The 14,086-nt window shown below is 45.3% G+C and carries 14 protein-coding genes; 6 read left to right on the forward strand and 8 right to left on the reverse strand.

Going from position 1 to position 14,086, the window contains the following annotated elements; translation table 11 throughout:
- Positions 1 to 779 (reverse strand): ATP-binding protein (locus B4J23_RS05395; protein ID WP_291359142.1); only part of this gene is annotated, 779 nt, incomplete at its 3' end.
- Position 780: 1 nt separating this feature from the next.
- The gene (locus tag B4J23_RS05400) at positions 781 to 1,374 is read right to left on the reverse strand and encodes a YqiA/YcfP family alpha/beta fold hydrolase (RefSeq protein ID WP_180030972.1); all 594 of its coding nucleotides are present in this window, start codon (positions 1,372 to 1,374) and stop codon (positions 781 to 783) included.
- A 247-nt stretch (positions 1,375 to 1,621) separates the two neighbouring features.
- Between B4J23_RS05400 and B4J23_RS05405 the strand changes: the two genes are divergently transcribed.
- Entirely contained in the window at positions 1,622 to 2,953 is a 1,332-nt protein-coding gene (locus tag B4J23_RS05405) for a GPI inositol-deacylase (RefSeq protein WP_262737984.1), read from the forward strand.
- 88 nt (positions 2,954 to 3,041) lie between these two features.
- On the opposite strand, the gene B4J23_RS05410 is transcribed toward B4J23_RS05405, so the two are convergent.
- Positions 3,042 to 3,569, reverse strand: a complete 528-nt coding sequence (locus B4J23_RS05410; RefSeq protein ID WP_004781437.1) for a disulfide bond formation protein B — start codon at positions 3,567 to 3,569, stop codon at positions 3,042 to 3,044.
- 18 nt (positions 3,570 to 3,587) lie between these two features.
- Positions 3,588 to 5,165 (reverse strand): glutamate--cysteine ligase, encoded by a 1,578-nt coding sequence (gene gshA, locus B4J23_RS05415; RefSeq protein ID WP_180025286.1) that lies wholly within the window; start codon positions 5,163 to 5,165, stop codon positions 3,588 to 3,590.
- 211 nt (positions 5,166 to 5,376) lie between these two features.
- On the opposite strand from gshA, the gene B4J23_RS05420 reads away from it, so the two are divergent.
- Genes B4J23_RS05420 through B4J23_RS05430 form a run of 3 tightly spaced genes read left to right on the forward strand, consistent with a single transcriptional unit; the run spans position 5,377 to position 7,840 of the window.
- Complete coding sequence (locus B4J23_RS05420) at positions 5,377 to 5,916, forward strand: DUF924 family protein (RefSeq protein WP_291359148.1); 540 nt, start codon at positions 5,377 to 5,379, stop codon at positions 5,914 to 5,916.
- Between the two features lie 41 nt (positions 5,917 to 5,957).
- Positions 5,958 to 6,527 carry a CC0125/CC1285 family lipoprotein gene (locus B4J23_RS05425; RefSeq protein ID WP_291359150.1) on the forward strand — a complete coding sequence of 190 codons (570 nt, stop codon included), beginning with the start codon at positions 5,958 to 5,960 and terminating at the stop codon, positions 6,525 to 6,527.
- An 11-nt stretch (positions 6,528 to 6,538) separates the two neighbouring features.
- A complete protein-coding gene (locus tag B4J23_RS05430) occupies positions 6,539 to 7,840 on the forward strand; it encodes a DUF445 domain-containing protein (RefSeq protein ID WP_180104727.1) in 1,302 nt (433 codons plus the stop codon).
- Between the two features lie 86 nt (positions 7,841 to 7,926).
- On the opposite strand, the gene B4J23_RS05435 is transcribed toward B4J23_RS05430, so the two are convergent.
- Entirely contained in the window at positions 7,927 to 8,214 is a 288-nt protein-coding gene (locus B4J23_RS05435; protein ID WP_125278848.1) for a DUF2798 domain-containing protein, read from the reverse strand.
- 252 nt (positions 8,215 to 8,466) lie between these two features.
- On the opposite strand from B4J23_RS05435, the gene argS reads away from it, so the two are divergent.
- Positions 8,467 to 10,257: an arginine--tRNA ligase gene (gene argS, locus B4J23_RS05440; protein ID WP_291359155.1), complete on the forward strand. Its 1,791-nt coding sequence runs from the start codon at positions 8,467 to 8,469 to the stop codon at positions 10,255 to 10,257.
- A 313-nt stretch (positions 10,258 to 10,570) separates the two neighbouring features.
- Positions 10,571 to 11,185, forward strand: a complete 615-nt coding sequence (locus B4J23_RS05445; protein WP_004781427.1) for an SPOR domain-containing protein — start codon at positions 10,571 to 10,573, stop codon at positions 11,183 to 11,185.
- 163 nt (positions 11,186 to 11,348) lie between these two features.
- On the opposite strand, the gene asd is transcribed toward B4J23_RS05445, so the two are convergent.
- The 3 genes from asd to pncB all read right to left on the reverse strand — a co-directional run.
- The gene (asd, locus tag B4J23_RS05450; RefSeq protein ID WP_004781426.1) at positions 11,349 to 12,200 is read right to left on the reverse strand and encodes an archaetidylserine decarboxylase; all 852 of its coding nucleotides are present in this window, start codon (positions 12,198 to 12,200) and stop codon (positions 11,349 to 11,351) included.
- Positions 12,197 to 13,045, reverse strand: a complete 849-nt coding sequence (locus B4J23_RS05455) for a sulfurtransferase (RefSeq protein WP_034589857.1) — start codon at positions 13,043 to 13,045, stop codon at positions 12,197 to 12,199. The genes asd and B4J23_RS05455 overlap by 4 nt, the downstream gene beginning before the upstream one ends.
- 178 nt (positions 13,046 to 13,223) lie before the next feature.
- Positions 13,224 to 14,086, reverse strand: an 863-nt coding sequence (gene pncB / locus B4J23_RS05460) for a nicotinate phosphoribosyltransferase (protein WP_291359159.1), incomplete at its 5' end; no start/stop codon positions are given.

The following is a 14,086-nucleotide window of genomic DNA, read 5'->3' on the forward strand; positions in this document are numbered from 1 at the left end:
CCACCTTCCACATTCCAGCAGATGGCAAATTCTGCACTGGCACGCTCAGCATCACCTGTCGCCACAAAAGCAGGGGCCGGAATGATTTCACGGTCTTCCAGCTCATCCATCAAATAGTCGACCAGACCATTTTCAAACTGCCAGGTGATCTTTTCATCATTGATCTGGTCGATATAGTTAATTTGCAGACCAGCAGCCAATACCGCTTTGGCTTTTAAGTTATGTTTTAAGGCTTTAAGCGCGAATTTTGGAGAATCAAAATATTTGGTTTCCGGCCAGAAATGAACAGTTGTCCCTGTGGCACGTTTCGGTGCCTTGCCTTCCAGCACTTCTAGTGGTGCAGTCGGTTCACCATTTTCAAAGGCCATTTTATACAGGTTGCCGTGACGCTGAACTTCAACTTCTACGCGGCTAGAAAGCGCGTTGACGACCGAGATCCCCACCCCGTGCAGACCGCCAGAAAATTGATAGTTATCAGTACTGAACTTACCACCGGCATGCAGTTTGGTCAGGATAATTTCAATCCCGCTCTGACCATATTCCGGATGAATATCGACGGGCATACCACGGCCATTGTCTTCAACAGATAATGAACCATCCTTATACACCGTGACCGTGACTTTATTGGCATGTCCCGCCAGTGCCTCATCGACCGCGTTATCAATCACTTCCTGCGCCAAGTGGTTTGGACGAGAGGTATCGGTATACATGCCCGGACGACGACGCACCGGATCTAGACCAGATAAAACTTCAAGAGATTGAGCCGTATATTGAGACACGTTATTCGGTTTCCTTTTTTATGCAGTCGGATAAAAACTGTAAGAGCAGCGGAATTTTCTCCGCAAAATCATCCATGCCATGGCTGCCATTGGCCTCAGTCATCAGCAGTGCAGGTGGACGAGCTGAACTATAATAGCGATGTGCTGCACGATAATCCAAAACTTCATCGCCTTGTTGTAACAGCACTAATATTTTGTCTGCATCTTGTGCAGTTGGTAGCGCCATGGCTTCGAGCTGGCCAAGATCTGCGTCATTCAGGCACCAGTTCGGATGAACCTGCAGGGGCAATTCATCATCAAACAGTTCACGAAACAGCTGCCATGGTCGCATTGCCGGATTGATCAGTACAGCCGGCACATGTGCTTGAGCGACCAGATATGTCGCATAGAATCCCCCGAGACTACTGCCGACCAATGCCACCTGATCCATCGACTGGATCAATTTAGCAATCTTCTGAATTGCAGCCATCGGCGGCATGTTCAAATCGGGTAAATGCACCTGAATATCCGGGTACTTGGCACAGTATTGTTCCAATAACTGGCCTTTAATCGAGCTGCTACTACTCTTGAACCCATGCAGGTAAATGATATTCATCGGCAATCAATAAAAAACAAACAAAATGTCAAAATTTAATTTAAAAGTGTGAAATACACTTCATTTTATAACCACTTAACTTAATTGCTTAAATTGTCTGACAAAAAAGCCTTTAATGTTATGCAATTCTCGCTATTTTAAGAGTATTCCGAATAAATTGAGAATCAAGAATACTGAAAAAAGAATTTATACCGCGAAGTGCTCAAAAAAGAAAGATGCCTACGGCTCATATAAAGGATAGGATCAAATGCCAAGTTTAACGCCATTGCATGAAACCTATTGTCGATGGGACCGAACTCCGCTTAGCCAGGCAGATGTCCTGGAAGGCCTGGCACAATTGGTCACCATGCGCTTTAGTGATGTAGTACAGGAACTGATTAAATCGATTCAGCGTGAAATTTTAATGAGCGTATTCGGGCTGAGTGAAAAAAATTCCAAAACTTTCCAGAATATTCCTTATATCGTACGTCTGTATCAAATGTCTTATGACATGATCTTTCATTATGGCAATACCCTGATCGCGCCTGGACTGCGCCGCATTATTGAAAGATTTCCCAAATTACATAATAAACCCCTGACCCCGACCATGTATTTTATGGTCAGTGCCCTGAACGGGATTATTGGCGATTATCTGCTGAAATATCAGAATCCTCTCGCCTTGCCGATGCTTATTTACGATCATTATGGTTCTCTGCAACAAGGTGAGCTAACCGGACGCATTACCCTATTTGTGCATGGTCTGTGCATGAACCATCTGGACTGGTCAACTCGTAAATACCCGGGTATTGGGGAAAAATTGCTGGCTCAGCGCGACCATAACACCATGCTGTACCTGAACTATAATACCGGACGCCGCATTTCAGCCAATGGCCGCAGTCTGGCCAATACCTTGCAAGATCTGGTCAAGCGTAATCCGGGAATTACCAGTATTGATCTGATCGGACACAGTATGGGCGGTCTGGTGTCACGCAGTGCCCTATTCTATGGCAAACAGAATGTCTATGACTGGATTCCGATGGTGGAAAATCTGGTCTGTCTGGGCTCACCGCATCATGGTGCGGTACTGGAACGTTTTGGTTTTAGCTTGCAGGAAAAAATTGGACATTTTCCTTTAGTGAAAATTGTGGGACATGTGGTGAATATTCGTAGTAACGGGATTCTGGACTTACGTCATGGCAGTGTCCGGGATGATGACTGGGAATATAATCCGGTACGGATTGGCTTTATGGACGATAACCGTAAACCTGCACCGATTCCTGCGCATATCGATGCCTATCTGGTGGCAGGTACGATCGAGTTTGAACACCATACCAACAAAACGCTTAATGTGATCGGCGATTATCTGGTCAGTGTCAAAAGTGCCTTGGGCGAACATCCCCATCCGCGTTTTGACCTGAAAGTACCTGATGCGCATAAGGCGATTTTCTATGGCCTAAATCATTTTGAAATTCAGTATCATCCACTGGTAGCTGAACAGATTGTGCGCTGGTTCTATCCAAGTGTGGAAGATGAAGCCTATACGCAAATTCATGAATATGTGACCGATCTGGACAGTATTGAAGGCATTGCCCTGACCTGATCGAAGGTAAAAAATTTGGTTCGCCTCTTAAGAGAGTAATAAAAAAAGCCAGTCTGTAGACTGGCTTTTTTGATTCCAATTTTGAAAATCAGTATTTATCTCTTAGACGTTTGACGGGCGCAGTCTGATATTTGCGAAATAACTGCCACAGGCTGATCAGCAATAAAATACTGAAGAACACCAATGACCAGACTGGTAAAGATTGCCCCAAGAAAGTCCAGTCAATAGCGGCACATTCACCTGAACCATTGAGCACCTGCTGTAATACCGATTTCATCGGCAAAGTTTCCAGCCAGTAATCCAGACCTGGGCCACAGCTCGGCACTCGATCCGGTGGCAGGTTCTGTAGCCAGACATGTCGTGCAGCGACACCGACTGACCATAAGATACTGAGCGAGCCTAAGAAAGCATAACCACGCTTCATGGCATTGGATTTCGGATTATGCAGCAAGGCAATCAGGGAAATAATCCCTAATCCGATCAATCCGATTCGTTGAAACACACACAATGGGCAAGGGTTCAGGCCCTGTCCATGCTCAAGATATAAAGCAAATGCCATCCCGGCAACAGATGCCAAAAACAACACACCACTCACGAAGCGATAACCCCATTGCATGGTTAATCCTCTTATTTATTATCGATATTGGGCTAAATATTCAGTAAAACTGATCGTGTTATCTTGCTCGAGCTGCTGTTGTTGCTGCAATGACTTTTGTGACAATTCATTGAAATATTTAAGTGTTTCTTTGCTTAATCGATGTGATTCATAGAGATTGCTATGCTGATGAGCCAGATGCTGGCCAAACTGCCACATGCTGCTGTGGCTACGAATATCTCCGACAATCAGGGCTGATAAAGTCGCATCAACTTCATCAACACGGATCTGCATCGCTTGCATAGCATTGCTATATAGATCAGTTTCATAAGCCTGATCGAGCAATTGAGCCAGTGGCTGCATACGTTGCAAATGCAGATTACACCAGTCTTCAATCATATAACGCTGGCCATTTTCCATAATCGCAGCGTTATAGGCGCGGCCACGATTGACCACTTCAGCCTGATTCTGGTCAATGATTTCCTGTTCGGCATCCAGCAATGCCGGGCTGTCTTGCAATAAGCAGTACAGTGCCACTACTTCCAGGAAGCCGGCAGTATCTTCATTGATCCCGATCGCGCTATACGGATTGACATCTACAGCACGCAGCTCAACATAGCCGATCCCGCGATTTTGCAAGGCTTGCGATGGAGTTTCACCTTCTTTAGGTACCTGCTTTGGACGCACCAGACTGTAGTATTCATTTTCAATCTGTAGCACATGGTCATTGATCTGAATTGGCTGACCATTGGCATCATCCAGACCCAGACGGGTAAACTGTTTGTACGGTGTTCTGACCGCTTTTTGCAGACCTTCCAGATAATCCTGCAGATTATTGTAGTGAATACCGAGCTGTTTCTGCGCTGAATTCTGGTAGCCAAAGCGTCCCATCCGTAATGCAGTCGAATAAGGCGTATATAAAGTACCGCGTACCAGCGGAAATAAATGGTGATCACGTCCAGTCATAAAACACTGGCACACTGCTGGACTGGCACCAACCAGGAAAATTACCAGTGGCGTTAAACGAATAAAGTTACGGATCAGCCCCATATAACGATGGCTGCGATAATCTTGCAGGCTTAAAGCGCGCAGCTCTTCATCGGTTTCCTGTTCTTGTAGCGCTGTAAAGAAATGATCCGGGAAAGACAGATTATAGTGAACCCCGGAAATGGTCTGCATACGGCGACCATAACGCACGCCTAAACCATGACGATACAGCGTTTTAAATAAGCCAATATTGGAACTGCCATATTGCGCCAATGGAATATTTTCATCCTTGCTGTCAAGCATGCAAGGCATAGACATCGGCCAGAGCTTTTCATCATTTTTCAGATGACGATGTACAAAGGCATGAATGTCGGTCAGATAGTGTAGAGCTTCAGTAATACTCTCTTTCGGTGGAGTAATAAACTCCATCAAGGCTTCAGAATAATCGGTCGTAATATGCGGATGTGTCAGAGCTGAACCTAAGGCATGAGGATGCGGTTCCTGTGACAGGAAACCATTGCTTTGCATACGCAAGCTCTCACGCTCGATACCGCGCAGCATTCCTTTGATGAGCGACGAATCTACCCATTCCGGTAATACATCATGGGCAGTCGATTCAGGTTGACTCATTACAATCTCGCTTAATGGGGGTAACTATTAAAATAGAATCATCGGTTTAGCTTAGTATACCGCGATTTCCAGACAGCACATGCTGCCCTGCCTAGTTTTCAAGCAAACCATTGATTTTTAGTTGGGCAAATTTTTAACACAAAGTTTCTCTATAAGACATGTGAAATTTGTGATTTTATTAACAAATAAATGCTAATAAATTGTAAACATTATGAATTATCAAGATATTTTAGACTTCTGGTTTAGTCCTGAGACTCAACCCAACTGGTTTGCCAAAAGTGACCAGTTCGACCAAAGTTTGAAGGAAAAATTTGGTGATATTCTGGAACAGGCGAGTAGAGCTGAACTGTGGTCATGGCGTAAGAATGCTGATGGTCGATTAGCTGAAATCATTGTTCTGGACCAGTTCTCACGCAATATTTTTCGGGATACGCCGCGTGCTTTTGCTCAGGACAGTCTGGCTTTGGCACTGGCTCAGGAAGCCATCAGCCAAGATCTGGATAAACAGCTGAGTCCGGAGCAACGTTCCTTTCTTTATATGCCTTTCATGCATAGCGAATCTAAATTAATACATGAATTTGCGCTAAAATTATTTCAGCGCCTCGGCAATCCAGAAAACCTCGAATATGAAATCAAGCATAAAATCATTATTAACCGTTTCGGACGCTACCCACATCGCAACCAGATTCTGGGCCGTGAATCCACCGAGGAAGAATTGAGTTTCCTGACCCAGCCAGATAGCAGCTTCTAGAGGTCTGTAACTCGCTGGATCATCCTATCAGGAGAACGAAGATGAAAAAAACCGTCATTGCCCTGACCCTTGCGACGACTGCCCTGCTTTCTGGCTGTGCAACGACACCGTCCAAGCCGCTTACCTTTGACCAGCTCGGCCAGTACAGCACTACTCCACTGAATGCCAACACTTATCGCATCAGTTTTCAGGCGCGACCTAATATGAGTTTCGGTACAGCCGAAGAAATTACCCTGCTAAAAGCTGCTCAAACTACGGTACAAAATGGCTTCCAGTTTTTCCGGGTACTGAACGATCCAAGCAACCGTACCCAGCAACCACCGCGTCAGGCGATTGTCTATCCAGCGCCTAGCGTCTATCCATACGGCTATTATCGTCCTTATGGTTATTCCCGTCGCTATCCGGGATTCTGGCCCGATCCATTCTATGACCAGCCCTATACTGTCACTTTAGATCCTGCTCAAGTGGCTTATACCATTGAGTGCTTTAAAGCCGGTCAGGAGCCGAAAGATGCCTTTGATGCCCGCTTGATTTTACAATCACTTGGCGCTAAATATGGAGTAAGTCCATCCGGCCAAGTACTCCAACCGCAACCGGCCACGCCTCAATAACAGGATGATTTATGCAGAAAGAGCAGCCGTCACCGAGCTTACAACGCAGTAAACGTTTTGCGACTATTGCACTGGTCGTCGCAGTACTGGCTTGGCTGGCGCTGATGATTACTGCCAAACTGCTGCCTGAATATGTCTGGCTGATTCATATTCTGATGCTCTCTGCCGAAGCAGGTGTAGTCGGTGGTCTGGCGGACTGGTATGCAATTACCGTGCTGTTCCGCAATCCTTTTGGCCGGCTACCGATTCCAAAATTTTTACGTGACCATACTGAAATTATTCCACGTAATAAAGCCCGGATTGCCGAATCTATGGGTCGCTTTGTGCAGGAAAATTTCCTTTCCCCGCAAATCGTGCAGCGTAGTCTGGCCAGTACCGATTTAAGTCTGGCTGCCGGCCGCTGGCTAGCCAATCCACAGAATAATGCTCAGGTCACACAAGTGATTCAGCAGACTGTACCTAAAGTATTTGAATTTGTCGGGCAGGAACAGATCGCCGGGTTTATCCAGAGCAACAGTGTGCAATGGGTCAAAAATACCCAGATCAATACCTTGGCCAGCGAAATGCTGCGCGCTGTTTTGGAAAATGATTTCCATCAGGATGTGCTGCAACGTGGCCTGGATGTAGTACATGCCTGGATGACCTCACATCCGGAACAGACCCGTGAGCTGACCCGCACTTTATTCAAGGAAATGGGCGTCTGGCGTCTGGCCAAAGGCGCGAGCTGGATCGGCATTGATGTGCAGCAACGCAGTATCGATTCAGTAATTCAGCGGGTGGAAGCCATGCTGGCAGATCCCGACCATCCTTGGCGGCTTAAAATTGAAGAAACTGCTCAAGAACTGATGCAGCAATTGGCAGACTCTGAAAGTATAGCCAGCCAGCGACTGAATGAAACCAAAGATGCTCTACTCGACAGCCCGCAAGTGCTAAACTTTATCAGTGGTGCAGTGGTCATTTTATGCGATGCCATCAAGGCGGATTTGCAAAAGTCGGATTCAGGGATTGCGGAGAATCTGCGAGTCGCCATTCAGCAAGTCGGTGAGAATATTATTTCAAATACCTCAGTGCGTGAGTTACTGAATAACCGTCTCAGTGGTATCGCTGTCGATTTGAGTGACCAGTACAGTGAGAAAGTGATCCGTTTTATTAGTGAACGTATTCATGAATGGGATTCGACTGAGATGATCGACAAGATTGAAAACGAAGTCGGTGGTGACCTGCATATGATCCGGGTCAATGGTGTCGTGGTCGGGGCCTGTATTGGTCTGATCCTTGGAATCATCCGTGCTGCAGTCGAGCATCTGATTTAATTGATTTTTAGTTAGAGAGCCCATCTGTTAGTGAATGCTTTTTACCTTCTAGAACTTCTTTCTTAATTCTCATTGATAGAAAACAATTATTTGGGTGGCTGATTTCCTGACATATCGACCAGCAAGCCGGCAAATTTGCGTACAAAAGGTAAAAGCGTCACCACAATCGGAAAAGCAATCGCCCAGGAAATCATCCAGTTATGAAACCAGAGTGCCATAAAGCCCTCAATCCAGCCCAGATTACGCAGCATGTTAATCATGGAAATAATTCCACTCATCAGGCAGGACAGGATAAAAGGCACAATGACCAAGGCCCATTTGGCTGGAAGTTTGGGAATATTGCCGATAATGGTCGGGCGCTGTTTTGAATCCATGCTGATCTTTTTATAGTTTCAATCAGGCTAATATAGGCTATTTTGATTGCTGGATGATTCATTTTTTATAGCAAAATTTGCAACTTATTTATTCTCCTCTTTCTCATGTGATCCTTCATTGATGACCGACCGAGGGATAGAAACCATAGACTACTAATCGTATATTTTTTATTCCCCATAAATGGTTTTACCTAAAGAGTCGGAAATTTGCTATATTTGCTGTTTTTCTGCGATATCTATTTTCGACTGATTATGAATACGGCAATCCAAGCAGCTCTCGATCATGCAGTGCAAACTTTACAGGCACAAAACGTACTCCCATCTGACTGGAACAATACAAGTAATTTGACGCGTACCAAAGACCGCAACCACGGTGACTTTGCATCAAATATTGCCATGATCGCGTCTAAAGCTGCGGGTATGAAACCGCGTGATTTAGCAGAAAAAATTCTTGCTGCCCTGCCTGAAGTGGCGGATATCAGCAAGGCAGAAATTGCAGGCCCAGGCTTTATTAACTTCTTTTTAAATGCAGACCAGCGTTTTGCTGTGCTGGATCAGATTCAGGCTCAACAGGCAACGTATGGTCGTACCCAGGCCAATGCGGAAAAACGCGTTCAGGTTGAATTTGTTTCTGCGAACCCGACTTCTAGCCTGCACGTAGGTCATGGTCGTGGCGCTGCTTATGGTATGACTGTTGCAAATCTGCTTGAAGCGACAGGTGCCAAAGTTGATCGCGAATATTACGTCAACGATGCTGGCCGTCAGATGGATATTCTGGCGACTTCAACTTACTTACGTTATTTAGAATTGACGGGTCAGGAACTGGTGTTCCCGAAAAATGCCTATCAAGGTGACTACGTCAAAGAAATCGCACAAAGCATTATTGATAAAGACGGCGATATCTATGTTCGCCCTGTTGCAGACGTTTATAAAGATGTCCCTGAAGATGTACAGTACGCTGCCGAACCGGATGCTGAAGGCAATAAGGTGGTGGTTTCAGGCGATAAAGAAAAGCACATTGATGGCCTGATCTTTAACTCACAAACTTTATTAAATGAAGGTTACCGCGTATTCCATCAAGCTGCGTTAAAAGCCATCCTTGATGATATTAAAGATGACCTTGGTGAATTCGGGGTGACTTTCAATCAATGGTTCAGTGAAGCGACTTTGACTGAAAAAATTGATGAAGCGCTACAAACTCTAGATCAGCGTGGCTTCCTGTATGAAAAAGATGGCAACATCTGGTTCAAGTCGACTGAATTTGGTGATGAAAAAGACCGCGTAGTGAAACGCCGTAATGGTCAAACCACTTATTTCGCGTCTGATATTGCGTATCACCTAAACAAATTACAACGTGGCTATACCGATATCATTGATATCTGGGGTTCAGACCACCACGGTTATATCGCACGTGTAAAAGCCGCGATTGATGCTCTGGGCTATGACTCGAAAAAACTGACTGTACTTCTGGTTCAGTTTGTCAGCCTGTGGCGTGGTGGCGAGATGGTACAGATGTCATCTCGTTCAGGCCAGTTCGTGACTTTGCGTGACCTGCGCAAAGAGGTCGGGAATGATGCAGCGCGTTTCTACTATGTTATGCGTAAATCTGAACAGCATATTGACTTCGACCTTGACCTTGCCGTATCTCAAAGCAAAGACAACGCCGTATATTACATCCAGTATGCGCATGCGCGGATCTGTCGTATGTTAGAAAAGGCAGCGTCTACAGGCGTGAACTTTGACGTCACCACTGCACGTGGTCTGGCAGCTAAACTTGAGCTGGAAGCGGAAACTGAAATTCTGGCAAAACTGGCGGCTTATCCAGAGATTGTCGTTCGTGCTGCAAATAGCTATGAACCACATCAGATTGGTAACTACCTAAAAGAGCTGGCTGCGCTGTTCCATGGCTGGTACAACGACAACAAGGTTCTGGGCGATGATGCAGAATTGACTCAGGCACGTTTACTGTTATCTGTAAATGTTCGCCAAGTACTGCGTAACGGTCTGGAACTGCTTGGTGTATCGGCGCCTGAGAGCATGTAAGCAAAACACTGTTTTGCATGCTCGCAAGGCGAGAGCTAAGCTCGAAGCGAAAATGTAAAGCACTGCTTTTACATTGACGCAAGACGGAGAGCTCTGCTCGAAGTCAGCATGCTAGTCATTGCCGTTTATCTGCTGAATAAATATTTTGTAACTTTAGCTATGTGTTTGAAGATGCAGATAAATTAAAATTCTGTGTGATTTGTGATCTAGATAATGACTTTTCTATCACGATCACATAGGATGAAGTCATAGTAGGGGCATAACTGCTGTTATGCCTTTTCTATTTGCCCCGATAAATAAGAGGAAATCCCAAGTGTTTGGAAAAACGCAGCGCGGTGTATCTGAAAGACCGAATAAGCCCAAAAAGCCACTTATTCCTACCTGGCTCGGCACACTCGTGATCATTTTAATCGTGTTAAGTTTTTTAATGGCACTCATGCTGTGGAAGCCATGGGAACCTGTTAAACCTAAAAACCAGGCTACGGCTGAGCATTCTCAAGAAGAAGATACCAATAAAGACTACCGTTTTTATGATCTATTGCCACAGCAGCAAGTGACACCGATTCCTGAAAAGGCGGTTCCTGAAGCAAAAAATCAGGAAGCAGTGGTGATTGTAGAGGCACCAAGACCTGAAGTTGATGAATCAGAAACAGCAACTGAGCCAGGTCTGGATACAACCGAAGCCCCAACTCCTGCTTCTGCAAGCTATATTTTACAAGTTCGTAGTTTTGATGACCCGGATCAGGCAGATGCCCGCCGTGCAGAAATTATTCTCAACGGTTTATCTGCAGATGTAGTCCGCAGCGTGGAAAATGGCAAGGTTTGGTATCGTGTCGTGTCTGGACCTTATGATTCAGCAGAATCTGCGATTATTGCACAGCAAACCTTACAGCATAGTGGTATTGATTCGATCGTGGTCAAACGATAAGGTTTAAATATAAAAAGCGCCAGATGGCGCTTTTTTTCCCTCTCCTAAAAGGAGAGAAAATCTCCCCCTTTAATAAAAAGGGAATGAGGGGGATTTACTTATTCTGAGTCAGCAAATATTTAATCCCTTCAACCTCCCTTTAAAAAAGGGAGGCTTTGGGAACTTAAATAGTGTGACCTAGCGCCTCACCCATCAATACGGTTGAATTGGCTTTAAACTTCTCATCCCATTGCATCTTGTTTTCTTCAAACAGAATAACAGCGGTTGAACCTAGGTAAAAACGGCCCAGCTCTGCACCTTTTGCTAAGAAAAGATTATGCTGGTTTAGCTCAATACGGCCAGAGGGTTTTACTTTGCCAGTCGCTACAGTTTCAATGCCAGCCACAATCATCGCACCAACTAGAACCACTGCCATACGACCAAGTTCGGTATCAAACAGACATACCATACGTTCATTACGGGCAAACAGGCCCGGAATATTTTCGGCTGTGGTCTGGTTGACCGAGAACAGTTCACCCGGCACATATAAGGTTTCTGTTAGAGTTCCGGCGAATGGCATATGAACACGGTGATAGTCACGTGGTGACAGATACACTGTCGCAAACTCACCATTCTTGAATGGTTCTGCCAGTTGCGGATCAGCAATCAGGTTTTCAACCGTAAACTTCTGACCTTTGGCTTGGAACACATTGCCATTTTCAATTTTACCCAGTTGGGAAATCGCGCCATCTGCCGGAGACACAATCGCAGTTGAATCAGCATCGACCGCACGCACCCCGGTTCTTAGTCCACGGGTAAAGAAATCATTAAATGATTTGAATTTTAAGGCATTCGTCTGCTCAGCAATCGACATATCAATCCCGTATTTGGTCTTGAACGCTGCGATCACGGCTGTTTTTACAATCGGATTTTCGCTGGCTGCAATTTTTCCCACCACACGGGACAGGCGATGCTGTGGCACCACCTTTTGGGCCTGGATAAACAGTTGTTGTTTTAGACGCGATGTGATGCTCAAGATGGCACCTCTCCTGTAGCGATTGGACTATCGAGGCGGTTGCCCCATTCACTCCACGCACCATCATAGGCTCGAATTTTCCAGCCGAATAAGCGACCCAGAATATAAGTCAGACCTGAACGGTGATGGGACTGACAATACACCACAACTGGTTGATCCAGATCAAATCCCAGTTGTTCCAGACGCTGCTGAGTACGTGGTAAAGGATGTAATTTTAAATGATTTTGCCGGTTAAGGGCAGTACTCCACTCAAAATGACGTGCGCCCGGGATGTGACCACCGCGTCGCGCGGCCAAACGAAGGCCAGTATATTCATCTTCTGTACGGCAATCCCATACCTGAATATTTTCATTTTCAATGAGTTGTTTTAGTTCATTATAATCGATCTGAAATTCAGCCTTTCTTTCAAGATTAACCGGAACCAGATGATCGACAGGTGTAAACGTTTCCTGATCTGATGAAGTCGGTAGTCCTGCACCCAGCCAGGCATGGATACCGCCATTGAGTAAACTGGTATTTTCAAAGCCCAAACAATGCAGGTTCCAGAGCAGACGCCCTGCCCACGCACCGCCTTCATCATCATAAGCCACGACATGATGGTCAGGAGAAATGTTCAGGTAACGAATTAAAGCTTCCAGCCCTTCCGCATCCGGTAACAGGCCCATGGCTGTTTCCTCCTGGCGAACCAGCAGCTTGGGTTGCAGATGTAAGGCATGTGGAATATGCAATTGTTCATAAACCGACGCCCGGCTTAAATCAATAATTCGAAGTTTTTCGTGCCCCAAATGTGGAACCAAATCTTCTGCTTCAATCAGCAGACCAAAGTCAAAGGCGGAAGCTGTCATCTTAGTAGTTGTCATTGCGGTCAAATCCTTTTGATCTTAGCACAGCTCATTTTTTCAATTATGTTGTTTTTATCTAGATCCTTAGCATAATTTTAGCTAAAGCTAATTCAAGAAAGACCATCCTCTAAGAAAAAAACGCCTCATGATTGAAGCGGTTTTTTTAATAAAGCAGATATTTTTAGGCAGGTTCTGAGATATTGAATACCTGACGCAAATATGCCAGGAAGGTATCATTATCCGTCATGGTTTTGCCTGGGCTATCGGAGATTTTCGCCACGGATTGACGGTTACATTCCACCAGTTTCAATACGATATTTAGCGGTGTCTGCCCCATATCATTGGTTAGATTGGTGCCGATCCCGAAACTGACCTGGAAGCGATCTTTAAAGTATTGATGCAATTTCCAGGCTTTTTCCAGATTCAGACCATCACTAAAGGTCAGCATCTTGGTCTTACTGTCAATTTTCAGCTTTTTATAATGTGCATAAGCTTTGTCACCCCATTCATAGGGATCGCCACTGTCATGGCGCAAGCCATCAAACAGTTTGGCAAAGTACAGGTCAAAGTCACGCAGGAAAGCATCCATCCCGACCACATCAGTCAAGGCAATTCCTAGGTCACCGCGATATTCTTGTACCCAAGTTTCCAGGGCGGCTTTCTGGAAATTACGCAAACGCACATCCAAGGCCTGAAAGGCTTGCAGAAATTCATGCGCCATGGTGCCAATCGGAGTAATGCCCAACTCTTTGGCTAAATACACATTACTGGTCCCACGGAACACGTGTGGTGCAGCTTTATTGAATTCTTCGACCACATGCTTTTGCCAGTCAAAACTATAACGACGGCGGGTACCAAAGTCTGACACCAGGAATGGTGGATCATTCCGGTTTTGCTCGGCATCATACTGTTTTAAAAGTTCAATTTTAGCTTTTAAACGACGTTCACCTTCGGCTAGCACTTCAGGTGTACGAATGCGGCTGAAATACAGTTCATTCACAATGGCTAGTACAAAGATTTCAAACATCATTGCCTGAACCATGG

It is taken from the genome of Acinetobacter sp. UBA3025, from assembly GCF_002367915.1.
Taxonomy (GTDB): Bacteria; Pseudomonadota; Gammaproteobacteria; order Pseudomonadales; family Moraxellaceae; genus Acinetobacter.